Source organism: Corynebacterium sp. ACRPJ (assembly GCF_022347345.1).
Taxonomy (GTDB): Bacteria; Actinomycetota; Actinomycetes; order Mycobacteriales; family Mycobacteriaceae; genus Corynebacterium; species Corynebacterium tuberculostearicum_D.
Genome location: NZ_JAKRNC010000001.1, coordinates 58,900 through 85,724, shown reverse-complemented (window position 1 = coordinate 85,724; position 26,825 = coordinate 58,900). Strand labels below are relative to the sequence as shown.

25 protein-coding genes are annotated in these 26,825 nt (G+C 58.8%); 16 read left to right on the top strand and 9 right to left on the bottom strand.

Annotated elements, in window-relative coordinates:
- Positions 1–67 precede the first annotated feature (67 nt).
- Together frr and MHY08_RS00405 are read left to right on the top strand one after the other, a co-directional pair.
- Entirely contained in the window at positions 68–625 is a 558-nt protein-coding gene (frr, locus tag MHY08_RS00410; RefSeq protein ID WP_005325221.1) for a ribosome recycling factor, read from the top strand.
- Between the two features lie 149 nt (positions 626–774).
- A complete protein-coding gene (locus MHY08_RS00405) occupies positions 775–1,653 on the top strand; it encodes a phosphatidate cytidylyltransferase (protein WP_239234684.1) in 879 nt (292 codons plus the stop codon).
- An 83-nt stretch (positions 1,654–1,736) separates the two neighbouring features.
- Here MHY08_RS00405 and MHY08_RS00400 read toward each other — a convergent pair whose 3' ends face one another.
- Entirely contained in the window at positions 1,737–2,144 is a 408-nt protein-coding gene (locus MHY08_RS00400) for a lipopolysaccharide assembly LapA domain-containing protein (protein WP_239234682.1), read from the bottom strand.
- Between the two features lie 82 nt (positions 2,145–2,226).
- Between MHY08_RS00400 and rlmN the strand changes: the two genes are divergently transcribed.
- The 3 genes from rlmN to MHY08_RS00385 are packed head-to-tail and all read left to right on the top strand — an operon-like array spanning position 2,227 to position 5,798.
- Complete coding sequence (gene rlmN, locus MHY08_RS00395; RefSeq protein ID WP_239234680.1) at positions 2,227–3,351, top strand: 23S rRNA (adenine(2503)-C(2))-methyltransferase RlmN; 1,125 nt, start codon at positions 2,227–2,229, stop codon at positions 3,349–3,351.
- A gap of 18 nt (positions 3,352–3,369) precedes the next feature.
- A complete protein-coding gene (locus MHY08_RS00390) occupies positions 3,370–4,200 on the top strand; it encodes an ABC transporter ATP-binding protein (RefSeq protein WP_005325217.1) in 831 nt (276 codons plus the stop codon).
- A 5-nt stretch (positions 4,201–4,205) separates the two neighbouring features.
- Positions 4,206–5,798, top strand: coding sequence for a hypothetical protein (locus MHY08_RS00385; RefSeq protein ID WP_239234678.1), 1,593 nt, complete (start codon positions 4,206–4,208; stop codon positions 5,796–5,798).
- Positions 5,799–5,984: 186 nt separating this feature from the next.
- Here MHY08_RS00385 and MHY08_RS00380 read toward each other — a convergent pair whose 3' ends face one another.
- Positions 5,985–6,491, bottom strand: a complete 507-nt coding sequence (locus tag MHY08_RS00380; protein ID WP_239194850.1) for a DUF2631 domain-containing protein — start codon at positions 6,489–6,491, stop codon at positions 5,985–5,987.
- 132 nt (positions 6,492–6,623) lie between these two features.
- Here MHY08_RS00380 and dxr point away from each other — a divergent pair, with 132 nt between their 5' ends.
- From dxr to map, 5 genes are all read left to right on the top strand, one after another.
- Complete coding sequence (gene dxr / locus MHY08_RS00375) at positions 6,624–7,784, top strand: 1-deoxy-D-xylulose-5-phosphate reductoisomerase (RefSeq protein ID WP_239194853.1); 1,161 nt, start codon at positions 6,624–6,626, stop codon at positions 7,782–7,784.
- A gap of 14 nt (positions 7,785–7,798) precedes the next feature.
- The gene (locus tag MHY08_RS00370) at positions 7,799–9,007 is read left to right on the top strand and encodes an RIP metalloprotease (protein WP_239234675.1); all 1,209 of its coding nucleotides are present in this window, start codon (positions 7,799–7,801) and stop codon (positions 9,005–9,007) included.
- A gap of 108 nt (positions 9,008–9,115) precedes the next feature.
- Positions 9,116–10,279: a flavodoxin-dependent (E)-4-hydroxy-3-methylbut-2-enyl-diphosphate synthase gene (gene ispG / locus MHY08_RS00365; protein WP_179386645.1), complete on the top strand. Its 1,164-nt coding sequence runs from the start codon at positions 9,116–9,118 to the stop codon at positions 10,277–10,279.
- An 81-nt stretch (positions 10,280–10,360) separates the two neighbouring features.
- On the top strand, positions 10,361–12,214 hold the full coding sequence (locus MHY08_RS00360; RefSeq protein ID WP_239234672.1) for a penicillin-binding transpeptidase domain-containing protein: 1,854 nt from the start codon (positions 10,361–10,363) through the stop codon (positions 12,212–12,214).
- A 66-nt stretch (positions 12,215–12,280) separates the two neighbouring features.
- On the top strand, positions 12,281–13,150 hold the full coding sequence (gene map, locus MHY08_RS00355) for a type I methionyl aminopeptidase (RefSeq protein WP_005325202.1): 870 nt from the start codon (positions 12,281–12,283) through the stop codon (positions 13,148–13,150).
- A 194-nt stretch (positions 13,151–13,344) separates the two neighbouring features.
- Here the strand turns inward: map and MHY08_RS00350 are convergent, their stop codons facing one another.
- The 4 genes from MHY08_RS00350 to MHY08_RS00335 all read right to left on the bottom strand — a co-directional run bounded on the left by MHY08_RS00350 (position 13,345) and on the right by MHY08_RS00335 (position 16,954).
- Entirely contained in the window at positions 13,345–13,743 is a 399-nt protein-coding gene (locus MHY08_RS00350; RefSeq protein WP_239228366.1) for a hypothetical protein, read from the bottom strand.
- Positions 13,744–13,791: 48 nt separating this feature from the next.
- Positions 13,792–14,178: a hypothetical protein gene (locus MHY08_RS00345; RefSeq protein ID WP_204608559.1), complete on the bottom strand. Its 387-nt coding sequence runs from the start codon at positions 14,176–14,178 to the stop codon at positions 13,792–13,794.
- Between the two features lie 322 nt (positions 14,179–14,500).
- Positions 14,501–15,898 carry a mycothione reductase gene (gene mtr, locus MHY08_RS00340; protein ID WP_239228365.1) on the bottom strand — a complete coding sequence of 466 codons (1,398 nt, stop codon included), beginning with the start codon at positions 15,896–15,898 and terminating at the stop codon, positions 14,501–14,503.
- 27 nt (positions 15,899–15,925) lie between these two features.
- Complete coding sequence (locus MHY08_RS00335; protein WP_239228364.1) at positions 15,926–16,954, bottom strand: alpha/beta hydrolase; 1,029 nt, start codon at positions 16,952–16,954, stop codon at positions 15,926–15,928.
- 264 nt (positions 16,955–17,218) lie between these two features.
- Here MHY08_RS00335 and mqo point away from each other — a divergent pair, with 264 nt between their 5' ends.
- Complete coding sequence (gene mqo / locus MHY08_RS00330; protein ID WP_005325195.1) at positions 17,219–18,715, top strand: malate dehydrogenase (quinone); 1,497 nt, start codon at positions 17,219–17,221, stop codon at positions 18,713–18,715.
- 85 nt (positions 18,716–18,800) lie between these two features.
- On the opposite strand, the gene MHY08_RS00325 is transcribed toward mqo, so the two are convergent.
- Positions 18,801–20,156 (bottom strand): YdiU family protein, encoded by a 1,356-nt coding sequence (locus tag MHY08_RS00325; RefSeq protein ID WP_239234670.1) that lies wholly within the window; start codon positions 20,154–20,156, stop codon positions 18,801–18,803.
- A complete protein-coding gene (locus MHY08_RS00320; RefSeq protein WP_239234668.1) occupies positions 20,157–20,978 on the bottom strand; it encodes a PhzF family phenazine biosynthesis protein in 822 nt (273 codons plus the stop codon).
- A gap of 397 nt (positions 20,979–21,375) precedes the next feature.
- Between MHY08_RS00320 and MHY08_RS00315 the strand changes: the two genes are divergently transcribed.
- The 5 genes from MHY08_RS00315 (at position 21,376) to MHY08_RS00295 (ending at position 26,058) form a co-directional block, all read left to right on the top strand.
- Positions 21,376–22,230, top strand: a complete 855-nt coding sequence (locus MHY08_RS00315) for a sensor histidine kinase (protein ID WP_239234666.1) — start codon at positions 21,376–21,378, stop codon at positions 22,228–22,230.
- Positions 22,223–22,966: a response regulator transcription factor gene (locus tag MHY08_RS00310; protein ID WP_239234665.1), complete on the top strand. Its 744-nt coding sequence runs from the start codon at positions 22,223–22,225 to the stop codon at positions 22,964–22,966. Before MHY08_RS00315 ends, MHY08_RS00310 begins: the two co-directional genes overlap by 8 nt.
- A gap of 66 nt (positions 22,967–23,032) precedes the next feature.
- Entirely contained in the window at positions 23,033–23,932 is a 900-nt protein-coding gene (locus MHY08_RS00305; RefSeq protein WP_239234661.1) for an ATP-binding cassette domain-containing protein, read from the top strand.
- A gap of 32 nt (positions 23,933–23,964) precedes the next feature.
- Positions 23,965–24,717, top strand: coding sequence for an ABC transporter permease (locus tag MHY08_RS00300; RefSeq protein ID WP_239228360.1), 753 nt, complete (start codon positions 23,965–23,967; stop codon positions 24,715–24,717).
- 27 nt (positions 24,718–24,744) lie between these two features.
- A complete protein-coding gene (locus tag MHY08_RS00295) occupies positions 24,745–26,058 on the top strand; it encodes a DUF4921 family protein (protein ID WP_239234658.1) in 1,314 nt (437 codons plus the stop codon).
- A 30-nt stretch (positions 26,059–26,088) separates the two neighbouring features.
- Here MHY08_RS00295 and yaaA read toward each other — a convergent pair whose 3' ends face one another.
- Positions 26,089–26,811, bottom strand: a complete 723-nt coding sequence (gene yaaA, locus MHY08_RS00290; RefSeq protein WP_239234654.1) for a peroxide stress protein YaaA — start codon at positions 26,809–26,811, stop codon at positions 26,089–26,091.
- Positions 26,812–26,825: the final 14 nt, after the last annotated feature.

Here is a 26,825-nt window from a genome sequence, read left to right as displayed (position 1 = left end):
GTAAGGGCTGCGAACCTGCTACCTTTTTATACAGCCACCCCTATTCGTTTAAGGATGATTTAACCTCATGATCGATGAGATTCAGCTCGAAGCAGAAGAGCACATGACCGCTTCCGTCGAGCACACCCGCGAGCAGCTGGTGACCATTCGTACCGGCCGCGCGAACCCCACCATGTTCAACGGCTTGGTAGCCGAATACTACGGTGTACCTACTCCGATTACCCAGATGGCTACCATTTCCGTACCGGAGCCGCGCATGCTGCTCATCAAGCCTTATGAGCAGTCCATGATTCATGAGATTGAAAACTCCATCCGCAACTCGGATTTGGGCGTGAATCCCACCAACGATGGTCAGGTTCTGCGCGTGACCGTTCCGCAGCTCACGGAGGAGCGTCGTAAGGAAATGGTGAAGCTGGCCAAGAGCAAGGGCGAGGACGGCAAGATTGCTATCCGTAATATTCGCCGCAAGGCCATGGAGCAGTTGAAGAAGCTGCAGAAGGACGGCGACGCCGGCGAGGATGAGGTCATCGCTGCGGAAAAGGAAATGGAAAAGATTACTTCCGGCTACATCGAGCAGGTGGACAAGCTGGTAGAAAATAAGGAAAACGAGCTGATGGAGGTCTAAGACCTCCCATCATTGCCGCCGTGCCCGTCCCCGGCCGGCGGCGCTTTTTCTGTTCCGCGGCCTACAGATCCGAAGTCTGGAGTAAGGGGAGGTCGACCAGTGAAAGTTAGCGAGGGGCGCGAAAGAAGCAGCGAAAGGAGCCGGTCACGGTGAGTGACGCCATTAACCGCCGATTGCCTCAGCCGAAGAATGGTGCAGGCCGCGATTTGCCGGCCGCTATCGGCGTTGGCGTAGGCCTTGGCGCACTTGTCGTGCTCGCCGTATGGGCCGGCCCGCTCGCGTGGTACGCGGTCGTGGCCCTTGCAGTTGGCGTTGCCATGTGGGAGGTACTTAGCCGCCTGCGAGAGCATTCCTATTATATTCCGCGCACGCTGCTGATTATTTTGGGCCAAGCCATGGTGTGGGTCTCGTGGCCACTGGGCGCGCCCGGCCTTGTCGCGGTCTATGTCACCGCTGTGCTGGCGCTCATGTTTGGTCGTCTCTTCCATAATGGTCGCCATCGCCCGCCAATTAACTACCTGCGGGATATGTCCGTCGGCATTTTTGTGCTGACATGGATTCCGCTTTTTGCCACCTTCGCAGCAATGCTGTCGCTGGTATCGACCCCGTTTGCCAGTGGTGCCGCTTCCATCGTCGTCTTCATGTTGTGTGTGGTGGCTTCCGATACTGGTGGCTATATCGCTGGCGTGATGTTTGGCTCGCATCCCATGGCCCCTGCAGTAAGCCCCAAGAAATCGTGGGAGGGCTTTGCCGGGTCCATCCTCTTTGGCGTGGTCACCGGAGCGCTTAGCGTGAAGTTCCTGCTCCATCACGATGCCTGGGTGGGTGGCCTGATGGGGCTTGGCCTTGTCATTTGCGCCACCTTGGGCGACTTGGTGGAATCACAGTTCAAGCGTGAGCTCGGAATCAAGGATATGTCGGCCTTGCTGCCAGGTCATGGCGGACTGATGGACCGTCTGGATGGCATGCTGCCTTCCGCCATGGTTACCTGGGTGGCCATTAGCTTCCTGGCAACGTTTACACCATAGGAGCAGCGGGTACGCGAAAGCCGCCTCTCCCCAATAGTCCGTCCTAAGAATGCAGGACAGGGGGAGAGGCGGCTTTTTGAGACTTATACCTGCTTAGCCTGCTTGCGAAGCTGGCGGCGCAACTCAAACATGCGCCAGCCACCGACTAGCGCCATGATGAGCGCTCCGCCAATGGCGAAGATGAGGAAAGCAATTCCGGCAGGGAACTCACCGGACCAGCCTAGGAAGTTCATGGGAACCTCGTGCTGGTTTTGCATGATGAAAACAATAAGGACAATCAGCAGCAGGAAACCTACGATGAGTGCGATCCATGTGCTGGCTGCGAAAGATCCCTTTGCTTTGCCGGAAGGCTGGGTGGAGTGAGAAGTAGAGTCAGAGACCGTCGGCTCTAGGCTAGAATCGGTCTCCGGTGCAGAAGTGTTCAGCTCCGTCGAGGAGAGGTCTGCGTCGGAAGAAGAAAAGTCATCTGCGGGGTAATTCGGATTTGTCATGCATCCATTATTTCTTTAAACCTGTCGATTATGCCACTTGGCATGGCTTTCAATTGGAAAAACCCACGCAGACCGTGGAAAGATGGGCAACATTATGGCTCAACCAGTGAAACTTAACTTCTCCGCCCCGCGCCGCGGACTTCCCCCTAAGCACTTCGCGGACCTGACTGAAACCGAGCGCATTGACAAGCTCGCAGAAATTGGCCTGCCTAAATTCCGTGCAAAGCAGCTGGCTAAGCACTATTACGAGCACTATACCGACAATGTGGAGGATATGACCGATATCCCCGCCGACAAGCGCGAAGCAGTCAAGGAAGCTTTCTTCCCTGAGCTCATGCAGCCTATCCGGACTACTTCCACGGATGACGGCGAGACCACTAAGTCCCTGTGGCGTTTGCATGATGGCACGCTGCTGGAGTCGGTTCTGATGCGCTACCCAGGACGCGCCACGTTGTGTATTTCTTCCCAGGCCGGCTGCGGTATGGCCTGCCCGTTCTGTGCTACCGGCCAGGGCGGTCTGGACCGCAACTTGTCTACGGGCGAGATCGTTGAGCAGTTCCGCCATGCTGCAGCCGCGATGGCAGCAGAAGGTGGCCGCCTGTCCAACGTGGTCTTCATGGGCATGGGTGAGCCACTGGCCAACTACAAGCGCGTGGTGCAGGCCGTGCGACAGATTACCGGCCAGGATGGTGCCGGCTTTGGTCTTTCCCAGCGCAACGTGACCGTGTCTACCGTGGGCTTGGCACCGGCAATCCGTAAGCTGGCGGACGAAGATTTGGCCTGCACGCTCGCCGTTTCCTTGCACACTCCGGATGATGAGCTGCGCGATGGTCTCGTGCCAGTCAATAACCGTTGGTCCGTCGATGAGGTGCTCGATGCTGCGCGCTATTACGCGGATAAGTCTGCTCGCCGCGTGTCCATCGAGTATGCCCTGATTCGTGATAAAAATGACCAGGATTTCCGCGCGGATATGCTGGGCCGCAAGCTGCATCAGAAGCTGGGCTCCAAGGTTCACGTCAATGTCATTCCGCTGAACCCCACGCCGGGCTCGGAGTGGGATGCGGCCCCGCAGGACCGCCAGGACGAGTTCGTGCGCCGCGTACAGGCCCAAGGCGTTCCTTGCACGGTGCGCGATACCAAGGGCGATGAGATTGCGGCAGCGTGTGGTCAGCTCGCAGCGGATGAACGGGAAGATAAGTCCGCCTAACTGATAACATTGGCGGATATGATTATTCCGAATTATCCACCGCTTGCAGATGACCCCACCGCGCAGGCCTTTGCCGTGCGCGGTCTGAATAAATCTTTCGCTGGACGCCCCGCGGTGTCGAATTTGAGCCTTGACATTCCGCGGGGCTCTATTTATGGCATCGTCGGCCCTAATGGCGCTGGCAAGACCACCATGCTGACCATGGCGTGTGGTCTGATGCGCCCCGATAGCGGTGAGGCGTTCATCGCTGGGCACAATACGTGGCAGGAACCGATTGCGGCTAAGGCGGCGATGGGCCTGCTCATTGATGGTGCTCCCGTCTTTGACCGCTTGTCTGGCCCGGAGTACCTGTTTTATCTCGGCGCTTTGCGCAGCATGAACCAAGCCGAGGTGGAGCGCCGCAGCGCACAGCTGCTGGATGCCCTGCAGCTTGCCGACGCCGCCGATAAACCCATCGCGGACTATTCCGCCGGCATGACTAAGAAGATCCTTTTGGCAGGTGCGCTCCTGCATAACCCAGAGGTAGTGATCCTCGACGAGCCTTTGGAAGCGGTGGACCCAGTCTCCGGCCAGCTCATTCAGGAGCTCTTGCGCGCCTATGCCGCCCGCGGTGGCACCGTAATCCTGTCTTCACACGTTATGCAACTGGTGGAGGGCTTGTGTGATCATGTAGCCATTATCGCGGGAGGACAGGTGCTATCTGCTGGCCACGTCGAAGAGGTGCGCCAAGGCGGTAGCCTGACGGATGCCTTCATCCACTTTGCCGGTGGGAGTGATTTTGATGCGGGCTCTTTCGACTGGCTGCGTCGTGAAGGCGGCGAGCCGCAGCGCGGGGAAGGGGAGGCGTAGGCGCAATGACTTCGACGCTCCTCAAGCTGCACCGCACACTGTGGGCGCGCAATCTCAAGGCGAATGCCGCGGCGGTCATGATCCCTATCTGCCTCTTGCTCTATGGTCTCATCGGCCTTGCGTCGCTAGGAGCTCTTGCTGCGGCAGATATCTCCATCGGAACTGGAAAAATGCAAGCGCTGGCCGTGGCACCTGCTGTAGGCACGCTGGCCTTTATCGTTATTACCCTCATCATGCCCAGCGGGGAGAATCAGCTTTCTGCCCGTGAGCTTTCCGCGTTGCCGGTGCGGTTAAAAGACATCACACCGGCGCTTGCTATTGCCTCAGTGCTCAATCTGCGCGCTCCAGTATCAGTCTTGCTCTCCATCGCTTATGCGGTGGCGGGAAGTGTGATCTTGGCGGCCAATGGCAAGGCATTGTTCATCGTGCCCTTCTGCCTGGGCATGCTCTTTGCCCTAGTACTGACGCTGGTTTTAGTGGACCTCGCGGTCTATGTCGGGGTTACTGTCGCGGAGCTAAGCTCGACCACCCTCAAAGTTTTGGGTGCGCTGGCGGTGTTCTTGCTCATCTTTGGTTCGAATCGGCTTGCGTCCCTCGCGGGCTCGGACTTCCCATTGGGAACTGTGGGCGAGGGTCTGGCTTGGACGCCTGTAGGTGCACCTGTGGGCTGGGCGCTCGCGCTCGCCCAAGGCGAACCAGTAGTAGCCTTCTTGCAGTTTCTCATCGCCGCGGCGTCGCTGGGCGCAGCCATCTGGGCGTGGCACCGGTTGCTGCGCCTGCAATTCGAGCGCCGCGCACTCTTGTCTCCGAAGCACCAACGCCGCGAAAAGGCGAAAGGGATTAACCGCTTTTCCTTGGGCTCCTTTTCCTATCGCGGACCAGCTGCGATGGAATTTACGCGCTCGTTGCGCTACATCTTCCGTGACTCCCGCCTTATCGGAACCATCATCATGCAGCCGATTCTGGCAATCGTCTTTATCATTCAAGGCTTTACTACTGATTCCGTCATGCCGTCTATAGGAGTGCTATTTCTGGGACTCTTCGGCGGAATTGTAGCCACAAATGATTTTGGCTATGACGGTCCAAGCCTGTGGGTAAAGATGGCCGCACCAGTTCGTCCGCGCACGTTTCTCTACGCGCGGCACTGGGCGCACTTGGCGCCCACAGCCATAACTTTCGTCCTCTCGGCGGCGGTGCTTTTCGCGGTGAGCGCCGACAAAGCGCTCACCGGGTGCTTGATGGTGGTCGCACTGGGAATTTTCATTTCTTCTGCAGGATTGTCATTGCTGCTATCCACCTTTAATCCCTTTGCCACCGCGCGGCCCGGTGGCAGTATGTGGGCAGATAAATCCGGCTACTCGGCCAGTGCCTTCTTAAGCGCCATTTTGAATTTGTTTATTGGTTGGACGCCGATTATCCCTGGCGTCATTCCAATGGCCATCGGCTACGGCTCGAATATGGTACTGGTTGCGCTGGGTTTCATCCTCGTCATTGCGGTTCCAGTTGCGTGTTATATCGTTGCCCTCCGGGTAAGCGGCAAACGCGTGGACAACTCCCTGCCTGAGATTTACGCCAAGGTGGGGCACTGGGTGTCTTAACCCTCTGGTCCCCGCGACTGTGGCTCCATCGCGGCTCTCCGGGGGTGGGTCCGTGGGGCTGGGAGCGGGGCCTAAACGACAGAATGAGTCGGCAAGTACGGGGCGTCGTCAAGCGCCAAGCGGAGGCATAAAAGAAACCGCCGGCCTTCGCGCGGAAGGGCGGCGGTAGCTAAAGCGTACTAAAGCTTAGAGCGTGTGCTTGCCGGAGGTAACCGGGGTGGCGTTGTTGGTGCCTGGCTCAACGCGCAGGTGAGAAACGCGGGAAGGCTCAATGTTGAGCGCGCGCAGCTGGGAATCGGTCAGCTCAGCGTATGCGCCGGTGTTGGTCTTCTGGTCGTAGACCCAGTCCGGCTCCTGGTGGCCCACCGGCTGGTTGCGGGCGGTCACGGTGCGCACCTGGTGCAACTTAGGCTGGAAAGCGTGGATGAGCAGGCCAACAGCGAGCAAGATAGCCAAGGCAATGAGCCAGATGGTCTCAACGTGGCCCTTGTGGTTACCAAAGTTGTAGGCAAGCAGGAACAGGACAGAGATCCAACCGGCGATCTGTACGCCAGAGCGGCTGATGCGGGACCAACCGAATCCTGCGGATGGAACGTCCTCAGTAGATACACCGTCAAATACCTGCGGTACCGGCTTGTGGGAAGACACTTGCTCTCCTTCGCTTCTGCGTGTGTCCGTCTGTGCGATGGGCATGCGGGCACACCAATGCCATTTGTCTGCTACACATTCTAAAACATCGCACCTGAGATGGCGATTAAACACCCCCGTCGCAGTGCGGCGTACCTGCCGCGCCCGCGCAATGGTGGTGGGCGCTAGGGTGGAGGCGTGACTACTCAGCGAATACTCATTCTTGGTTCCACCGGTTCAATCGGCACGCAGGCTCTGGAAGTCATTGCGGATAATCCCGATAAATTCGACGTCGTGGGAATCGCTGCGGGTGGCTCCAACCCGCAGCTCATCATCGAACAAGCCCGTAGCCTCAACCTTTCGTTTGACCACGTTGCCGTGGCCAACGAGGAGGCCGCGGCCGAGGTGTCGGCCGCTCTAGGCGGTTCGGTTTTGAGTGGCGCCGACGCTGCAGAGCACCTAGTGCGCTCGGCCCCGGCCGATACGGTACTCAATGCCTTGGTGGGTTCTTTGGGGCTCAAGGCCACCGTGGCCACCCTGGAGATGGGCGAGTATTTAGCCTTAGCCAATAAGGAATCCCTCGTCGCGGGCGGCACGCTGGTTACGCAAAAGGCGCGCCCTGGCCAGATTATCCCTGTGGACTCGGAACATTCCGCCATGGCGCAGTGCCTGCGTGCCGGCGAGGAAGGGGAGCTGGATAAGCTCGTCCTTACCGCCTCAGGCGGCCCCTTCCGCGGTTGGTCGCGCGAAGAAATGTGGGACGTGACCCCTGAGCAGGCAGCGCAGCACCCTACGTGGTCGATGGGGCAGATGAATACCCTCAACTCCGCCACCCTCATTAACAAGGGCCTAGAGCTGATTGAAGCCACCCTGCTCTTTGACATCGCACCTGAGCGCATCGACGTCACCGTGCACCCGCAGTCCATCATTCACTCCATGGCCACCTTCAAGGATGGCTGCACCATCGCCCAGGTCTCACCGCCATCAATGAAGCTGCCTATTTCGTTGGCGTTGAATTGGCCGCACCGCGTCCCAGGAGCCCAGCCGTCCTTGGATTTTGCGCAGGCACACGATTGGCGTTTTGAGCCGCTTGACGATGCCGCCTTTCCCGCCGTCAACCTCGCCCGCCGGGCCGCGGCCGAGGGAACAGGGGTCATCTACAACGCCGCCAATGAGGAAGCAGCGGCCGCGTTCTTGTCCGGGCGCATCCATTTCCCGGAGATCGTGGACGTCGTGGGCACGATCCTTGATTCCGCATCCGAGTTTACTGGTGTAGTCTCTAGCCTCGATGAAATCCTCGCGGTAGAAGGCGAGGCGCGCAGGCGCGCGAATGCGCTGATTGATTCGCTGGCTGACTAGAAAGCTTTCACACCATGGCAAACTTGCTGGGCATTGTGTTTTTCGCCCTTGGCATCGGGCTCACCGTAGCGTTGCACGAAGCAGGCCATATGCTCACCGCGCGTGCCTTTGGCATGCGCGTGCGCCGTTATTTTATTGGCTTTGGGCCGCGCTTATTTTCCTTCCGGAAGGGCCACACGGAATATGGGCTTGCGGCCTTCCCGGTAGGCGGGTTTTGCGATATCGCTGGCATGACGGCCCAGGACGAATTCCTCACCGAGGAAGAAGAGCCCCATGCGATGTATAAAAAGCCGTGGTGGCAGCGCATAATCGTGATGGCCGGCGGCATCGGTGTCAACCTGATTTTGGGCTTTGTCATCCTTTACTTTGTGGCGATGACGGCCGGTCTACCCAACCCGGATGCTGACGTGCGCCCGCGCGTGGGGGAGGTGACCTGCTCGGCCAACCAGAAGCCGAACCAAGAATTGGAAAAGTGTACGGGTGAAGGCCCCGCTGGAAAGGCCGGCGTGCAGGAGGGCGATATCGTCGTGGCCCTCGATGGCCAGAAGCTGGATTCTTTTACCCAGCTGCGCGATGAGGTAATGCAGCGCCCCGGTGAGACCATTACGCTGACGGTGGAGCGCGGTGGGGAAGAAAAGGACTTCCCGGTTCACCTCGATACGGTCAAGCGGTTGAACCAAGACGGCGAGCTAGTGGATGCTGGCTCGATCGGGCTGAGCAATCAGCTAATTGATGTCGTCGAAAAGCACGGCGCCGTCGACGCCCTGCCGGCAACCTGGCGCTTTAGCACCTACTCGCTGAGCGCAACGATCGACGGGCTGAAGCAATTCCCGGGCAAAATTCCGGGTGTGGTGGCCTCCATCTTCGGCCACGAACGCGAGGCCGATGGCCCGATGTCCGTCGTCGGCGCTTCCCGCGTGGGCGGCGAATTGGCGGAGCGCTCCCTGTGGTCGATGTTCTTTATGATGCTGGCCACGCTGAACTTCTTCCTCGCGCTCTTTAACCTGATTCCGTTGCCACCTTTTGACGGCGGACATATCGCCGTCATCATCTATGAAATGCTGCGCGATGGCATCCGCAAAATGGCGGGCAAGCCAGCTCTGGGCCCGGCCGATTACACCAAGTTGATGCCGGTGACCTATGTGATGGCCGTGCTGCTAATGGGCGTTGGGGCTATCGTTATTGTCGCCGATGTGGTTAACCCCATTCGGCTATTTGGCTAGCCGCCGCAGCCCCCGCTGCGTGCACTTCAGGCATAAAGCAAGCAGTGCTAGAGTGGGGGCGTTAATCACCCACCGTATGTATTTACTGTGCTTCAGCAAGGAGAATTCATGTCGACCCCCATCGGTCTAGGAATCCCAGACGGCCCACCACCAGTCCTGCACCCGCGCCGCAAGACTCGTCAGCTGCAGGTGGGCCCGGTCGGCGTCGGCTCTGACTCGCCCATCTCGGTGCAGTCAATGACCAATACCAAGACGCACGACATTAACGGCACACTGCAGCAGATCGCGCAGCTGACCGCTTCCGGCTGCGATATCGTGCGCGTGGCTTGCCCTAAGCCCATCGACGCGGAGGCACTTCCGGCCATTGCCAAGAAGTCTCCGATCCCGGTGATTGCGGATATCCACTTCCAGCCTAAGTACATCTTCCAGGCCATCGACGCTGGTTGCGCCGCCATCCGCGTGAACCCAGGCAATATCCGCGAGTTTGACGGCCGCGTGAAGGAAGTTGCTAAGGCAGCAGGCGATGCCGGCATTCCCATCCGCATCGGCGTGAATGGTGGCTCCTTGGATAAGCGCCTGCTGGAAAAGTACGGCAAGGCCACCCCGGAGGCACTCGTCGAGTCCGCTATTTGGGAGGCTGGCCTCTTTGAGGAGCACGGTTATGGCGATATCGCTATTTCCGTTAAGCACTCCGATCCGGTTTTGATGGTGGAGGCATACCGCCAGCTGGCGGAAAAGACTGATTACCCGCTGCACCTTGGCGTGACCGAGGCTGGTCCGAAGTTCATGGGCACCATCAAGTCTTCGGTTGCCTTCGGCGCACTGCTGGCAGAGGGCATTGGCGATACCATTCGCGTGTCCCTGTCCGCTCCGCCGGTAGAGGAAATCAAGGTGGGCGACCAGATTCTGCAGTCGCTCAACCTGCGCCCGCGCAAGCTGGAGATCGTCTCCTGCCCGTCCTGCGGCCGCGCCCAGGTGGACGTCTACAAGCTGGCGGAGGAAGTTACCGCCGGCTTGGACGGCATGGAGTTCCCGCTGCGCGTTGCCGTGATGGGTTGTGTTGTCAACGGCCCAGGCGAGGCCCGCGATGCTGATCTCGGCGTTGCTTCCGGCAATGGCAAGGGGCAGATCTTTGTTAAGGGCGAGGTCGTTCGCACCGTGCCGGAAGACAAGATCGTGGAAACCCTCATTGAAGAGGCCATGCGCATTGCCGATGAGCAGGGTATGGAAGCCGTGGAAGGCGCCAAGGCTGAGGTTCGCGTAACCCAGTAATTTACCCACTTTGAGCAGACTGCCCCGCACTTCGGTGTGGGGCAGTCTTTTTTGGCGCTTGCGCTGCTAGAGTGCCAAGACATGAAGAAGTTGGTCGCGCTGGTTGCAACTATCACGCTCGCCTCCACCAGCGTGGTTTCCTGTACTCCGAAGCCGGTTTCAGCCGAGCCGGTCGCGGAAGAATTCCTCCAGGGGATGGAGTCCCGGAATAATGACGGTTTAGCCGCGCTTACCGACGCCCCCTCGGACGCCACCTCCGCTCTCGATGCCACCTACTCCGGCCTGCAGGCCGAGGGGCTCGACATGGAGCTTGAAGGCGTGGACCAGGATGAGAACCTCGCCACGGCGAACTACAAGGTCACCTGGGATCTGCCCAAGGATCGTACCTTGAGCTATGACACGCAGATGACGTTGACCAAGACTGAGGATGAGTGGACGGTGCGGTGGAAGCCGAGCCTTATCCACCCCGACCTGGGAGCAAATCAGCACCTGGAATTGCGCGCGCTGGAGGCAGAGCGCGCCAGCGTGGTTTCTTCCAACGGGGTGGAATTGATGAGCCCGGGGCTGAATTACCGGCTGGTGGTAGATACCAGCTCGCTGGATGATGTGCGGCCCACCGCTTCCAAGATCAGCGGCGCACTGGCTGCCGCCCATAGCCAGGATGACTCCATTGCGGAGATGGATGCCAAGGACCTGGCCAAAAAATTGGAGGATGCAGACGGCTCCTTTTCCGTCACCATGTTTACGGAGGACCAAGCCAAGGCCGTGCGCCCCAAGGTCGAAGGCATAGACGGCGTGCGACTCAATGAAGAACCGGCTCTGGTCACCCGCGACCGTGGCCTGGCACCCGATCTGATGTCGCGCGTGCGTTCCGCGGTCCAAGATGAAGTCGATGGCCAAACCGGCTGGTCCATTTCCGTGGTCAATGAAAATGGTGCGGCGCTCTCTGATGTGGAAAAGCACGACCCTGATGCGGCGCCATCGATCAAGGTAGGCCTAGACTACGACGTGCAGCGGGCCGCGCAGGAGGCGGTCAATGAGCGTGCCGATTCCCAGGCCATGCTCGTAGCCATCCGGCCCTCCAATGGCGATATCCTAGCCGTCGCCCAAACCGAGAAGGCCGATGAAGACGGCGACGTAGCCCTCCAAGGTCAGTACCCTCCGGGCTCGGTGTTCAAGATTCTCACCGCCGCGGCCGGCGTAGAAAAGCAGGGGCTTAATACCGATACCATCGTTCCGTGCCCTGGCACCATGGATATCTTTGGCCGCGTGGTGACCAACTACAATGCCTTCGCCCTAGGTAGCGTTCCGCTCAGCCAAGCCTTCGCACAATCGTGCAACACTACCTTCGCGGATATTTCCACCAAGCTCAAGCCTGGTGAGTTGAAAGACATGGGAAAGAAGTTTGGCTTCGGCGTGGAATACGATATCCCAGGTCTTACTACCATTACCGGTTCCATTCCGGAGGGCAAAGAACCACTCGAGCGCACTGAAGCTGGCTATGGACAGGGTTACGACTTGGCTAGCCCTTTCGGCATGGCTCTTGTCTCCGCAACGGTTGCTAATGGCAAGACGCCTACGCCCACGCTTATCGAAGGCCACGAAACCAAAGCCTCCGATAAGCCGCAGCAGATTTCGAAGCCTGTGCTAGATAACGTCCGCGGCATGATGCGCCAAGTAGTCACCAACGGTACTGCCCGCAGCATGGCAGCGGGTGGCACGATTTACGGCAAGACCGGTGAGGCCGAGATTAATGAAGGTTCGCACGCCTGGTTTACCGGCTACCGCGAAGAAGACGATATTGCCTTTGCCACCCTCGTGGTCTTGGGCGGCGGCTCCGATGTCTCGGTCAATATCACTAGCAATTTCTTGCAGAAGGTCGATGACTACCGGTCCGGACCGCACGAGGGTGCGGCTCCGCCGGCCGAAGGGTAGAAACCCCGCCTGCCCTCGTGACCCCGGCTGCTGCATTATGGGCGTGGAGGACTACCATGGAAAACCATGAGTAATCGAGGAAAGCTAAAGCCAGGCAAGCCCACTCCGATCCTCACCGTCCCGGAGAGCATTGAGCGCCCGGAGTACGTATGGAAGGACGAAGTACAGGAGGCCGTAGGCGAGCCCTATGTGCAGTCCCCAGAGGTCATCGAGAAGATGCGTGAGGCCTGCAAGATTGCAGCCAACGCCCTCAAGGAGGCCGGCAAGGCCGTGCAGCCGGGCGTAACCACTGATTATGTGGACCGGGTGGCGCACGAGTACATGTGCGACCACGGCGCTTACCCGTCCACGCTGGGCTACCGCGGCTTCCCTAAGTCCAGCTGTGTTTCCCTTAACGAGATTGTCTGCCACGGCATCCCGGATACCACCGTGATTGAGGATGGCGACATCGTCAATATCGATATCACCGCTTATAAGAACGGCGTCCACGGTGACAATAACGCCACCTTCCTTGCCGGTAATGTCTCCGAGGAACACCGCCTGCTGGTAGAGCGCACCAAGGAAGCCACTATGCGGGGCATCAAGGCTGCAAAGCCTGGCCGTGAGATTAACGTCATTGGCCGCGTTATTGAGTCTTATGCCAAGCGCTTCGGCTACAACGTCGTGCGCGATTTCACCGGCCACGGCGTCGGCCCAACTTTCCACAACGGTCTTGTGGTCCTACACCATGACTCGACCGTGTACCGCGACATCCTTGAGCCTGGCATGACCCTGACTGTTGAGCCGATGATTAACCTCGGCTCTTTGGACTATGAAATCTGGGATGATGACTGGACCGTCCAAAACACCGACGGCAAGTTCACCGCTCAGTTTGAGCACACCCTCGTCATTACCGAAGACGGCAATGAAATTCTTACCATTCCAGATGAGGACTAGTACTTAGTCTCAGAACAATCTGAATGCCGCCTCCATTTCCAGAGAAGGGGAGTGGAGGCGGCTTTTGCATACTTGCCTATGTCTCGCGGAGCAGTCGGCCGTATCGGAGCGACTATATATAGCAAAAAGGGCCTCGTTACAAGAACGAGGCCCGTGCAAGCCCTAGCTATCTAGAGCCAATCTGCTGCTGTTAATTAGCGGCGGAAGATTGGGTCCAGGATGTGCTGCGGGATGATGCCGTTGTGAACAGCGTAGTTGTAAGCGCCGATGATTGCGCCGATAACGGAGGTGATGCCCAGTGCGGTAGCACCCTTCTTCCAATCGGAAGCCCACTCCGGGATGTTTTCGGAGATTTCGGTGCCCCACATGTCCTCGCCGGTAACCTGGTTTTCAGGCTTAACGACAGGCTTGCCGTCCTCACCTTCGGACCATGCACCCTTCTTCTTGCCCAGCTGGGTGAAGGAGCTGGAGGAAGAGGAGGAGGTGGTGTTCTCGTTGGTGGAAGAGGACTCTGCAGAAGCAACGGCGGTGCCGCCGAAGGCTACGGTGACAGCGGTAGCAGCAGCAACGGCTGCGGTGCGGAAGTTACGCATTGTGAAAATTACCTTTCGGAAGTTTTGATTGAGCCGTGTGGCTGTTGCTTAGAAGGACGGGCCGTGAACGAAGAAGTTGTATACAGGGCCGATGATGCCGCCGAGCAGGGCGCCGATGCCTGCTACAACGGTTGCACCGTAGAAGACCTTTGCCCATGCCGGCTGGTCGGAGAAGTCCTTGGAAGAACCGAAGATGCCAACGCCGTTAGCTGCCTGGTCGCCCTCGAGCTTGTGGCCAAGCTCGGAGGACAGAGAGCCGCCGGACTTGCCGTTGTCATCGTCGCCGCCCTTTGCGGTGTTGGACGGGTTCTGCGGCTGTACCTCGATCTCGGTGCCGTTCTGGTTGACGGTCTCGTCAGCGGAAGCAACGGTGGTGCCGCCGAAGGCAACGGCGAGAGCGGTTGCGCCAGCGATAGCTGCATTGCGGATACGCATATCAAAATTCCTTAAAAGTCGTACTTGCAAGGCTTCCACATTGGGAAACCAAAGTGTTATTGAATGTACAGGGAACATCCAGAAACACGCGGTAGCCGTGTTCGTATCGGCTCTAGCCGGTGTCTCAACACAATTTAGTAAAACTGTTGTCCTTTTGCACGTCATGGGCCGAAATTCCGGCCATTAAATTTATTTGGGCCCCTTAAAGGAGTTGAATTCCCTGAAAATGCAAAGTAGGAATCCTTAGTCTGAAGTGGGAAGATATCTTATAGGCTGGGAAGATACTGGGCATGTGTGAGAAATATCACGTAACAATTTACTTTTACCACTCCAGTCCCAAAAGGGCATTTTCCACTACTTCTGGCAGCGCAGGGTGGATCCAATATTGGTTGCGAGTGAACTCCCGCATGTCCAATTTGTAGGCCATCGCGGTAATCAATTGCTGGATGAGGGTGGAGGCCTGCGGGCCCATGAGGTGCGAGCCGAGAAGCTGCCCTGTCGCGCGATCGGCAACTAGCTTGCAGATACCGGTGCTATCTTCCATAGCCCAGCCGTAGGCAACGTCGCCAAAGTTCTGGACCTTGACGGTGACGTCGAAGCCCTTCTGTCGTGCTTGCTTCTCAGTTAGGCCCACTGTGGCGATTTGTGGGTGGGTAAAGATGGCGGCGGGGACATTGTCGTGGGGCAGTGGGCGGAGATCTTCTGGGTGGAGCAGGTTGTGCTGCACGGCACGGGTCTCCGCATTGGCTACGTGCTTGAGCATATATGGAGAAGAGACATCGCCAAGCGCCCAAACGCCCTCGGCGGTGGTTCGGCCGAACTCGTCGGTGCTCACGCGGGCGTCGGCAAGCAGCTTAATGCCTGCCTTGTCCAGATCCATCTGATCGCCGTTTGGGGTGCGCCCGGTAGCAACGAGAATCGCTTCTGCTTCCACGGACTCACCATTGTCGAGCTCCAACCGCACTCCATTGTCGGTCTTTTCGAGCTTGGTGCCATTGGCTATGCGCACGTCGAAGCGATCACGGGCAATCTGGTTGAAGCGCCTGGAAATGTCATCATCGAGGTGGCGCAGCAAGGTCTCGGACCGGTTGACCACGGTCACCTTGGTGCCGAGGCCGTCGAAGACGTGGGCAAACTCCATCGCGATATAGCCGCCGCCCACCACGATTAAGCTCTCCGGCTGGTGGTCCATGCGCATAATGTCTTCATTGGTGTAGTACTTGATGCCGGAATCTGCATAGACCTCCGGAATGACCGGCCGGGAACCGGCGGCAATGACGATCTGATCGCCACTGATGACATGGTTGCCAGTTTGTATGGTCTTGGGGCCAACAAAGCGAGCGTGTTCGTCGTAGACGGTGATATTAGGGGTTTCCTCACCGCGGCGGTACTGCTCGCCGCCTTGGGCAATCTGGTCGATGCGGTTGTTAAAGACGCGGTCCACAATGGAGTTCCAGTCCACGCTGTTGACCTGAGCATCTAGGCCTAGCCGGCCGGCTTCGCGTGCAGCCAAGGCGATGTCGGCGGCATAGACATACATCTTGGTGGGAATGCAGCCTACGTTGAGGCAGGTGCCGCCGAAGGTGCCCTTTTCAATGATGGCGATTTTCTGGTCATCAAAATCCGGGCTAGGGATGGAGTTTCCGGAGCCGGTGCCGATGATGATGAGGTCGAAATGTTCCTCGGCAGCGGGCGTGTGGGACTGGTGTGAAGTAGTCACGTTTATTCCTTATATATAGGGACTAAATTACTGAGTGGATTGTGGAGTATCGAGGACGGTGGGCAGCCACTTGTCACAGGCGTCAAAAGCTTCTTGGAGCGGGTCCGGAAGCGATAGGAACACATCGTGCCTAGCGCCCTTGATGGGATGCAAGGTGTAGTGGGCACTAAGTTCCTTTGCCCAGCGCCGCGTTTGCGCAACGTCGATGATGACATCTGCGTGGTTCACGCTGTCGGAGTAGGGCTGGCCCAAGTGAGTGCGAGTGGACTGCAAGGTCAAGATCGGCACGCCGGCATCAACGCGGCCGCTGTGAATAGCATCAAAGCCGTGGAATACCGCGGCTATCCAACCGACATATTTCTTATGGCCGGCCAGCGGCTTAAAGCGAAGGTCAAAATCCCAGTCGCCGTAGAAATCCTTGTGCACGGACTCGCCGTAAGCAGTGAGATTACCGCCGGGTAGCGGAGTCATTGGGGCTATACGGCCCAATGTGTAGAGCAGCGGCTTGAGTGGTGTGAGGACCTGGCCGGGCACGCCCATCATGTCGAGCCACGGACTGTTCAGGATGAGGCCCGCCAGGCGCTGGTGGCGCTCTCGGTCGGTTCGACGTAGATGATCCATCCACAGCGGGGCGATCAGGCCACCGGTGGAGTGGGCGATGAAGATGACTTCATCATTGGGGATCGCATCAAGTGCGGCGGTGAGGTCTGTAAAATACAGCGCCAGGTCCGAAGCATAGTGCCACGATTGGCCCGAGCGGCGCGAGCGGCCGCACTTGCGCAGATCGATGGCATAAAAGTCATAACCCTCGGCGGCAAAGTGCTCGGCTACGTGGGTGTGGAAGAAATAATCGGTCATGCCGTGTAGCCACACCAGCGCTGGGCGTGACGGGGCCGCTGACTCACGTGCAGTACCACCCGCGTGCTCCGGCGCGTAGTGCACCAGCGTGGTGACCACGTCGCCTTCGCCATCGGGGTCTGTACCCAAGTCAATGGTGGCAGCTTCATAGTCGGGGCCAAGTTTGTCTGGGCCCCATACCGGGGAGTGTGTAACCATGCCTCGATTCTAGGTGCAACGAAGAATTTATGGTGCTGCTACTGGGGTGTAAATGGTGGGGGCAGAAATTCCCACATTTTTGCCACTGGTCTGGGGGAGAAATCCCAAATTGAATGAGAAAAGCGTAGAGTAAGGCCTTAATGCGTGACGCACTGCCAGGTTGTCATAGTGCAGCGATGGTGGCGCGGGGCGCTAAGCGCTAAAAATCAAGGCGTAGACCGCGCCGATGGATATCTATTTTCAATTCGAAGAGGTAATAACACAGTGTCCTCCGCTAAGAAGACAGCACAGGTTGTAGACGAGGTCGATGTAGCACTTATCGGTGCTGGCATCATGAGCGCCACCCTGGGTGCTATGCTCCGCGAGTTGGAGCCCAGCTGGACCCAAATGGTCTTTGAGCGCCTTGATGGCCCCGCATTGGAGTCCTCCTCCCCGTGGAATAACGCCGGTACCGGCCACTCCGCACTGTGCGAGCTGAACTACACCCCGGAGAAGAACGGCCGCATTGATATCTCCAAGGCTCTGGGCATCAACGAGAAGTTCCAAAAGTCTCGCCAGTTCTGGTCCCACCAGCTCAACAACGGTATTCTCACCGACCCGAGCGAATTCATTAATCCGGTTCCGCACGTGTCCTTCGCACAGGGCGAAATCCAGGTGGATTACCTCAAGCGCCGCTATGATGTGCTGAGCGAGAAGCACATGTTCCCGGGCATGCAGTTCTCCGCAGACGATTCCGACTTTGCTGAGAAGCTGCCGCTGATGGCGAAGGGCCGTGACTTCTCCAATAAGGTGGCCATTTCTTGGACCGACGCTGGTACCGACGTCAACTTTGGCGCGCTGACCAAGCAGTTCCTGACCGCAGCCAAGGCCTCCGGCACCGAGATCCGCTATGGCCATGAGGTCATCGATATCAAGCGTGATGGCTCCGCGTGGAAGGTGTACTCCAAGAACAAGCACACCGGCGACATCACCGTAGTTAAGGCCAAGTTCGTCTTCGTAGGTGCCGGCGGTTACGCCCTGGACCTGCTGCGTAAGGCAAAGGTGAAGGAAGTTGCCGGTTACGCAGGCTTCCCGGTATCTGGTCTGTGGCTGCGCTCCAAGAACCCGGAGCTTATCGAGCAGCACCAGGCAAAGGTCTACGGCAAGGCTGCCGTGGGCGCCCCACCAATGTCGGTGCCGCACCTGGATACCCGCGTGATCGACGGCGAGAAGGGTCTGCTCTTCGGTCCTTACGGTGGTTGGAGCCCGAAGTTCCTGAAGAAGGGCACCTACCTGGACCTGTTCAAGTCCATCCGCCCAGACAACATCACCTCTTACCTCGGCGTTGCCGTGCAGGAGTTCGGCCTGACCAAATACCTGGTGGATGAGGTGCGCAAGAGCTTCTCGGACCGCGTGGAAGCCCTGCGCGAGTACGTACCGGAAGCAAAGGAAAGCGACTGGGAAACCGTTATCGCTGGCCAGCGCGTCCAGGTGATTAAGCCTGCTGGTGCCCCGCAGTTCGGTTCCCTCGAGTTCGGCACCACCTTGGTGAATAACCAGGAGGGCAATATCGCCGGCCTGCTCGGCGCTTCCCCGGGTGCATCCATTGCCCCGGCCGTCATGCTGGAGCTGCTGGAGCGTTGCTTCGGCGAGCACATGATTGATTGGGCAGACAAGATTCGCGAGATGGTTCCGTCTTATGGCATCAAGCTGCGCAACGATGAGAAGCTGTACGACGAGATGTGGGAGTACACCCAGAAGACCCTGAAGCTGGACCGCTAAGAGCTAGCTTTCGGCCTCGTTAGCCCCTGCACCGCCGCTGTTGTGGTGCAGGGGCTTCGTGCGCTTTGAGCAAGGCGGGGAGGGATTAAGTACCGCAGTAGGTGAGGTAGCCCTCGAGGCCGTTAGGATCCGGCGATTCGAACGCTGGGTTGGGCTCCCACGGGTGGGTGACCGCGTGGAGAAGCTCCTGATACGGGCCCAACTCCCCGCGTTCGGCAGCGCTCAATGCCGATTCTACGGCGAGGTTGCGCGGGATAACCCGCGGCATGGCGCTATCAACGCGGGAAGGATCGGGCGAGGACGCAAGGTAGTCATCTAAGAAGTCTCCCTCGGCAAAGAGCTCGCGAGCGTGGGTGGGGTGGCCCGCGGCGGCGTCGGCAAGAGCGCGGTGAGCCAGCGTGATATCTGGGCCGTTGAGCTGCATGGCAGCAGCATAGGAAGAAGCGACTTCTAGAGAGGTATCCAAAGCCTGTGCTAAATCTGCCCTGCGCTGGTCCTCAAAGCGGTCGGTAAAGCCGTTGATGGATTCTTGGGCAAAGCTCGTGGCCTTATTCATGTCCAAATCAAAAAGCGGCAGGAGGGATTCTGCCAAGCGGGCCAGGTTCCATCCCAGAATGGAGGGCTGATTGCCAAAGGCATAACGGCCCTGCCTATCGATGCTGGAAAAGACCGTGGCGGGCGAATAGGCCTCCATAAAGGCGCAGGGGCCATAGTCAATGGTCTCGCCAGAGATGGTGGTGTTATCCGTATTCATCACGCCATGAATAAAGCCCAAGCGCATCCAGTGGGACACGGTGCGGATCTGCGCATCCATCACCTGAGTGAAAAATTCCTGGTAGTCCGCGCCAGGGTAGTGGCGCGCAATGGCATAGTCGGCCAACTGTCGGGCGTAATCCGTCTGCGCAGCTAGGTGAAAGGTGCCGACGCGGATATGGCTGGCTGCCACGCGTACCACAATGCCGGCCGGTTGCACGTGCCCGCGCTGAATGGGCCGTCCGGTGGAAATAACCGCCAGCGCCCGGGTGGTGGGAACGCCCAAGGCATGCATAGCCTCAGAGATTAGGTACTCGCGCAGCATGGAAGACAGCGTTCCGCGGCCATCGGACCCGAGGCGGGAATAAGGAGTAAGCCCAGTTCCCTTGGCATGCAAGTCCCAGAGCCGCCCGTCCTTTTCCACCTCGCCCAAGAGCATTGCCCGGCCGTCTCCCATCTGCGGGTTAAACGCACCGAATTGGAAGCCGGAATAGGCCATGGCGTGGCCGCCCGCGCGGCCGGTAAGGAAATCTATGCCCTCGGAGGAGCGCAGCCAGTCCGGGTCAAAGCCCAACGCTGTGGCGAGCTCCTCGTTGAGGATGATCATCTGTGGGTTCGGCTGCTCCTCACCCTCGGTGGGGCGAACCAAGTGGGGAAGCTTCTGGGCAAAATCGTGGTGTAGCTGCATCTAAACCTCCAGTGTTCCGCGCACGCGAATCTGGGCGCGGCCGCCCACCCAAATATCCGTGCCGTCATCGTTGATAAATACTTCGCCCGCCCGGCCAATCTGGCTGCCTTGTGCTGCGGTATAGCGCGCCGGCACCACGTTGCGCGAGCGCATAAACTGCGCGGCGCCGCCGTTGAAAGAACCGGTGACTGGGTCTTCGAATTGGGTGGTAAAGGCCCGCACCTCATAGGCCGGCTCGCCCACTGGGGCGTTGGGATTAAGGCCCACTACGCCGACCTTGGGCCGCTCGGCCCGGGGCTCAACCGCGCGCACCGCTGCGGCATCGCGCAATTGAAGCAGGCGCCAGCCCGGGCCATTGTCCACCCAGCCATGGTCCACAATATCTGAGCTTTCTAGCCCCAGCCCAGCGCAGGCCTCCTTCAGCTCCGCCGGGCTCAGCGGTTCTTCGCGGCGCAGCGGCGGGGTAGCAAAGGAAAAGACTTCTCCCTCTTGGCGGACGGTTACCAAGCCCACGCCGCATTCTTGGACGATAGTTCCCTCTGACTGCGGGCTATTGCCCAGCGCCCGCCACGCGGCAGCGCTACCCAGCGTGGGGTGGCCGGCAAAATCAAACTCCTCGTACGGGGTGAAAATGCGCACGCGGTAGTCCGCGCGGGCGTCGTGAGGCTCGAGCAAGAAGGTGGTCTCAGAAAAGTTGGTCCAGTTCGCGATTGCCTGCATCTGCTCGGTACTTAGGCCATCGGCGCCCGCAATCACCGCCAAGGCATTGCCGTTAAAGGCACCCGTGGCAAAAACATCAACCTCAAAGAACTCGTGCTGCATGCCCGCCAGTCTAGTCAGCCCCAGGGATGAGGACTATGGCCTAGGGCCTGCGCTAGCCTAGAAAGCCATGAAGAAGCTATGGCCCGATGCACTTCGCGCGTGGGTGGGCCCACCGTGGAGAATTATCATCCCCCTGATTCTCTGGGGTTCTTCCGCTTCTTATGCTGCTGATGTATTGGACGGGGATTCCCTCTTTCACAAGGCCGTCTTAGTACTTTATTGCGTGGTTCTCCCATTAGCGTTGTGGCTGCACCCTAAGCTGAAGGAAAAAGCGATAGGCGCAATCGCTATTGTTTTTACCCTGTGTCTTTTTACCCCTTTGGCCGCGTTGAGTAACGTCCATGCTTTTCCCTTGGCGTATTGCGTTTTTCTTATTGGGGCGCATTCCCCAAAGCGCATGCGCCGTGTGTGGATTGTCTGGATAGGCGTAGGCACCCTTTTCTCTGTGTGGGCACAGCACTTTGGCAACCTTATCTTTAGTGATATTGATTTTGGGCTCGAGGGGGCACAGATTGATCCCCTAGTGTCCTTAGCCTCCGTTGTTATCATCGCGTGGCCGGTCATGGGCTTTTTCTTCTTGCTGGGCACCAATGACCGCAAAAAGCGCGAGGACCAGCAGCTTCTGATTGAACGTGCGGAGATGGCCGGCGCGGTAGAGCGCAACCGCATTGCCCGCGAGATGCATGACATCGTGGCGCATAACTTAGCGGGCGTTATTGCTCTTGCCGACGGCGCCCGGTTCGCCGCCGCCAAAAACCCCGCCGCGGCCACAGAAGCATTGGAGACCATCGCCTCTACCTCCCGCGATTCCCTCAAGCAGATGCGCGGATTGCTCTCCGTGCTGCGAGATGGCGATTCCCGCGCCGATACCAAGGCGCCCGGCGCGAGCGATATTGCCGGCCTTATCTCGGAAGCCCGCCGCAGCGGCTTCGATATCACCGTGCACGGGCTGGAGGACCTGCCGACCGAAAGCGACGAGCTCTACCAATTCACCGTCTACCGCGTGGTGCAAGAAATTTTGACCAATATGCTCAAGCATTCCCGCGATAAAAGGGGAGTGCTGCGCTTTCGCTCTACTGGAAGCGGCCTAGTATTGAGCGCCGATAACCCGGCCGCACGCACGCCGGACAATCACGAGCCCGGTTACGGGCTCATCGGGATGAGCGAGCGCGTTAGGGCCTATGGCGGCAGCGTTGCTACCCGCACAGAGGACGGACACTTCTTTATCACCGTGGAGGTACCCAATGACTAACTCTGAGCAGCCAGCAAGATCGCATGCCGCTCCCATCCGCATTGGCCTAGTAGATGACCAGCCCCTCGTGCGCGCCGGGTTCGCCATGCTCCTTGGCTCCCAAGAGGATTTGGACGTTGCCTGGCAGGCATCCGATGGCGATGAAGTCCTCGACCTCGCCCGCGCGCAGCCTGCCGATATCGTGCTCATGGATGTCCAGATGGCCCGCGTCAATGGCATCGCCGCCACCGAAAGGCTGCTGCCGGAATTCCCGGACACCCAGGTCATCATGCTTACCACCTTCGATGACCAGAACTTTGTCCATGGCGCCATTTCCGCCGGGGCTTCCGGATTCCTGCTCAAAGACGTCGAACCGGAAGAACTCCTCGCCGCTATTCGTACCGTACATTCCGGCGAGGCCGTCCTTTCCCCGCGCATTACCGCCCAGGTGCTGCAGCAATTGCGCAGCGAGCAGTCCGCGTCACAGCCTGATTCACATGCCGCCCCCGTTGCGGCAGCGGCTACCGCCCCTCCGGCTGAAGATCTCACCCCGCGCGAGCTGGACGTCCTCAAGCTAATGGCACTGGGGTATTCGAATACCGAAATCTCCGAGTGCGAGTTCGTCTCCATGGCCACGGTCAAGACCCACGTACGCCATATCTTGACGAAAACCGGCTCGCGCGACCGCGTGCATGCCGTGCTCTACGCCCTTACTCATGGCGTGGTTTCGGTGGAGGAACTGCTCTCTCATCCCTAGGTATGACCTGCTAAATCACTCCCAAGGATGGTTACTTTGTGCCGGTCAGGCGGCACGATGGGAACCATGCTCAAAGTTTCACACCTTTCCAAGAATTTCCGTTCCTTTAAAGCAGTAGATGACCTCTCCTTCGAGGTTCCAGACGGCCAAGTCACCGGCTTCCTCGGCCCAAATGGTTCTGGCAAGTCCACCACGATGCGCATGTGCGTGGGCCTAGAGAATCCGACTTCCGGCACCGCGACTTTTGATGGCACGCCCTTCCGTGAACTGTCCAATCCCGCTACCACGGTGGGCACCTTGCTGGATGCCAATTGGTTCCACTCCGGCCGCAGCGCCCGTGCCCACCTGGGCTACATGGCCGCGTTGCAGGGCGTGTCCATGAACCACGTGGATGACACCCTGGACCGCGTCGGCCTTACCCAGGTCGCCACCAAGCGCGTGGGCGGCTATTCGCTGGGTATGAAGCAGCGCCTCGGCCTTGCTTGTGCGCTCATCGGCGAGCCGAAACATTTGCTTCTCGACGAACCCGTCAACGGTCTCGACCCCGAAGGTGTGCACTGGATGCGTGCCCGGATCCGCGAATTCGCCGAGGCCGGCTGCTCCGTGCTGGTTTCCTCCCACCTGCTGTCGGAAATGCAGCTCACCGCAGACCGCCTCGTGGTCATCGGCAAGGGCAAGTTGCTGGGCGAGGGCACCGTGGAGGAGTTCGTCAACGGCACGGGAGGCGCAAGCCTCGAGGTGATTGTGGACCAGCCCGATGAACTCCTGCGGCTGTTGCACGGCACCGATGCGGAGACCTCCTTTGACGGTGAGGTCCTACGCGTGCGCGGTCTCGAAGGCTCCGACATCGGCCGCATCTGTCTAGATAACCGCATTCTCATCTCCAGCTTGGAACGCAAGCAGCCCTCCCTCGAAGAGGCCTACCTCGGCGCGACCGCCGACCACGTGGCCTACCGCTCCGCCTAAACGCACAACCCAACCTTTAAGGACAGATTTCTATGAATACTGTGGTTTCAGAATCCCGCAAACTCTTTTCCCTGCGCTCTACCTGGGTCTACCTCGCCATCGTGGCACTCGGCATGGCCGCCGGCGGCGTGCTCATGGCCTGGGGCTATGACTTTAACGGCAGCGTGGATGGCAAATTCCAATCTAGCGATATAGCTATTGCTAGTGAACTCGCTGTTGTAGTCATGATTTTCGCATCCGCGATGATGGTCGGCGGTGACTTAGGAAAAGGAACCGTTGCATGGTCTTATCTTTCATCCAACCGCCGCGTTGGTATAGTGCTCAACCAATTTGCAGTCATCCTGGTAGCACTCTTGCTCGCAGCAACATTTGGCATGGCCGTGGGTGCCCTGCTGATTGCGGCATTCGGCGGCGATATTAACTTTGCTAGCTTCACCCAATGGCCGGATTGCAACCAGATTGTGCTGGCTTATGTGGAATGGACCGGTTTCACCTCACTTGCTATGGGGCTGGCATATTTGCTGCGCAGTGGCACCTTCGCTGCGATGATCTTAGTAGTGGAATTTTTCGTGGTAGAAACGGCACTTATAGCCTTCAATACCTCGTGGGCCCAATCCATCTTGAATGTCATGCCATTTGCCAATATGCAAACCTTGGTCCTTGGCAGCGAGTTAGGCGGCTTGGACCATTCCCGCGGTGTGTGTGCATTGATTCTCGGCGTGATGCTCGCGATCTGCGTCGGGGGTGCATGCGTGGTATCCCGCCGCCGTTCTGTCGCCAAATAGTGCCCAGAAATAACTACGCTGGTGGGCATGAGTGATGCACTTTTTGCCCGCATAGAACCCATCCAGACCATGCGGGATGGCACGGGCAAGCAGGTCAACCCGTTCTCCGGGACCGAGGTGTGGACCGTGCCGGGTCGGGGCAACCGCCCCTTGTCCACACCGGTGGCTAACCCGCAGCCCTTGCACGAAGAAGACTTCACCCACCGCTGCGCCTTTTGCTCAGGTCGCATGACTGATACTCCGCCGGAAAAGGCCCGCATCCTGCCTTCCGGCGGGATTGTGCGTGGATTGCCCTTGACTGAATACGGCCACACCGTCCCGGCCTTTCGCCGCATTCCAAATCTTTTTGAAATCGTCTCCTATGACTACTGGCGCGCTAACTACGGCTTCGATATGGACGCCGAGACCCGCCAACGTATGCACAACTACCTTGCCGATCCTGCCGGCCGGGAACATGTGCTCAAGATCGTGCGCACGAAGCGAAAGGCAGCGCACCTGCCCGAGGCAAGCGAAGAGGAACTTATAGAACAGGCGGCGGGCTTTTTCGCAGGAGGCCACGACGTCATTGTGGCTGGGCGCCATTTTGAGCGCGGTGCACAAGATGTTTCACAGCTAGTGTCCTCTGGCACCCTCAGCGCCGAAGAGCACCTGCTCTTTATGCAGCTGACTATCGATGCCATGCGGGACCTCTACGAGCGCAACCGCTACGCACCCTATGTGGTGGCCTTCCAAAATTGGCTGCAGCCAGCCGGCGCCTCCTTTGAGCACCTGCACAAGCAACTCGTTGCCATCGATGACCGCGGCATGGCCTCCCACCGGGAGGTACAGATGCTGCGCAGCAATATGAACATGTACAACGAGTGGGCGGTGGACTATGCCGCTAGCCGGAACCTCATCATTGCGGAAAACGACCATGCCGTCCTCTTCGCCGGCTTTGGGCATCGCTATCCCACCTTGGAGGTCTATTCCAAGTCCGCGACCTGTGAGCCCTGGCGGCAGTCGGAAGAAGAAATCCGCGCCATGAGCGACCTCGTCCACGCCGCCCACGCCGCAGTGGGCCGCGAGGTGCCCTGCAATGAGGAATGGCACCACAAGCCAGCCGATGTCGACGTCGCTCAGCCATGGCGCATTCTCATCAAGCTGCGCATTTCTACCCTTGCCGGATTCGAAGGCGGCACCAAAATTTACCTCAACACGATCTCGCCTTGGGATCTGCGCGATAGGGTAGTAGGCAAGCTTTATCCCCTGCGCGAGTCCGGGCATGTTGCCCGCTCGGTCCGCGTGGCTACCGAATGTTTGGTACAGCGCAATAGCCTGCTGTATAACCCGCAGCTGCGCTAGGCAAGCTGTGCTGAGTAGTTCAAGGTGGGCTTAGCGCTTCACGACGAGCGTGAGCTCACTCGACCCAGGCCCCGGCTCCTCAACGGTCATACCCGCGGCGCGCGCGATGGCGGCAACGTCAGCGGCGCTATAGGCGTCAGCAGGCGAGAGCGCTAACTCGCGGGCTAACAGGCCCTTGTAGTGCTTATTGAAGTGGCTGACCACCTTGCGCGATCCATCGTCCTGCACGCTTTCCACCCGTACCGTTACCGCATCCTTTACCCGGCCCAATTGCTGGTACGTACCCGAGCGCAGATCCACAATTAGCTCGTCTACCCCCTCGAGCGCCTGCGTAATCTGCTTGCCCCAGCGCGACTTCATGGTGCGGCCGCCAAGCTTCGAGCCACCCGAAAGCCGGTAATGCGGAATCGGGTCGCTGGCGCGGAGGACGCCAAAGAGGGCGTCGCCAATAGCAAGGCGATCCCATGTGGGTAGGGAAGAGGCATCCAAGGCATCAAAAAGCACGCCGGTATAACGCAACACGGCCGGCATGGTGGGGGTGGTAAAAAGCCCCTGGTTGGATTCTGCCTCACCACGCAGCTTTTCCGAAAGCTTGAGTACCTCCATGGCCTCGTCTACCGGAAGAGACTGCAGCTCAGCGGCAATTTCTTGCCGGGTGGCATGCAATTGCGGAAAGGACAGCTGGCTGAAGTCAAGGGGCTGTCCCGTACCGCCATGGGCCTTAGTTTCTGAAGGAGGGAGGATAATGAGCATATATACAGGGTAGC

Coding starts and splice junctions, on each gene's coding strand:
- MHY08_RS00390 (WP_005325217.1), top strand. CDS start 3,370: ATGATTATTCCGAATTATCCACCGCTTGCAGATGACCCCACCGCGCAG.
- MHY08_RS00370 (WP_239234675.1), top strand. CDS start 7,799: ATGGCAAACTTGCTGGGCATTGTGTTTTTCGCCCTTGGCATCGGGCTC.
- MHY08_RS00295 (WP_239234658.1), top strand. CDS start 24,745: ATGAGTGATGCACTTTTTGCCCGCATAGAACCCATCCAGACCATGCGG.
- MHY08_RS00310 (WP_239234665.1), top strand. CDS start 22,223: ATGACTAACTCTGAGCAGCCAGCAAGATCGCATGCCGCTCCCATCCGC.
- MHY08_RS00380 (WP_239194850.1), bottom strand. CDS start 6,491: ATGCCCATCGCACAGACGGACACACGCAGAAGCGAAGGAGAGCAAGTG.
- MHY08_RS00335 (WP_239228364.1), bottom strand. CDS start 16,954: ATGGTTACACACTCCCCGGTATGGGGCCCAGACAAACTTGGCCCCGAC.
- MHY08_RS00305 (WP_239234661.1), top strand. CDS start 23,033: ATGCTCAAAGTTTCACACCTTTCCAAGAATTTCCGTTCCTTTAAAGCA.
- yaaA (WP_239234654.1), bottom strand. CDS start 26,811: ATGCTCATTATCCTCCCTCCTTCAGAAACTAAGGCCCATGGCGGTACG.
- ispG (WP_179386645.1), top strand. CDS start 9,116: ATGTCGACCCCCATCGGTCTAGGAATCCCAGACGGCCCACCACCAGTC.
- MHY08_RS00345 (WP_204608559.1), bottom strand. CDS start 14,178: ATGCGTATCCGCAATGCAGCTATCGCTGGCGCAACCGCTCTCGCCGTT.
- frr (WP_005325221.1), top strand. CDS start 68: ATGATCGATGAGATTCAGCTCGAAGCAGAAGAGCACATGACCGCTTCC.
- MHY08_RS00400 (WP_239234682.1), bottom strand. CDS start 2,144: ATGACAAATCCGAATTACCCCGCAGATGACTTTTCTTCTTCCGACGCA.
- MHY08_RS00350 (WP_239228366.1), bottom strand. CDS start 13,743: ATGCGTAACTTCCGCACCGCAGCCGTTGCTGCTGCTACCGCTGTCACC.
- map (WP_005325202.1), top strand. CDS start 12,281: ATGAGTAATCGAGGAAAGCTAAAGCCAGGCAAGCCCACTCCGATCCTC.
- MHY08_RS00385 (WP_239234678.1), top strand. CDS start 4,206: ATGACTTCGACGCTCCTCAAGCTGCACCGCACACTGTGGGCGCGCAAT.
- MHY08_RS00360 (WP_239234672.1), top strand. CDS start 10,361: ATGAAGAAGTTGGTCGCGCTGGTTGCAACTATCACGCTCGCCTCCACC.
- MHY08_RS00300 (WP_239228360.1), top strand. CDS start 23,965: ATGAATACTGTGGTTTCAGAATCCCGCAAACTCTTTTCCCTGCGCTCT.
- rlmN (WP_239234680.1), top strand. CDS start 2,227: ATGGGCAACATTATGGCTCAACCAGTGAAACTTAACTTCTCCGCCCCG.
- MHY08_RS00315 (WP_239234666.1), top strand. CDS start 21,376: ATGCGCCGTGTGTGGATTGTCTGGATAGGCGTAGGCACCCTTTTCTCT.
- MHY08_RS00320 (WP_239234668.1), bottom strand. CDS start 20,978: ATGCAGCACGAGTTCTTTGAGGTTGATGTTTTTGCCACGGGTGCCTTT.
- MHY08_RS00325 (WP_239234670.1), bottom strand. CDS start 20,156: ATGCAGCTACACCACGATTTTGCCCAGAAGCTTCCCCACTTGGTTCGC.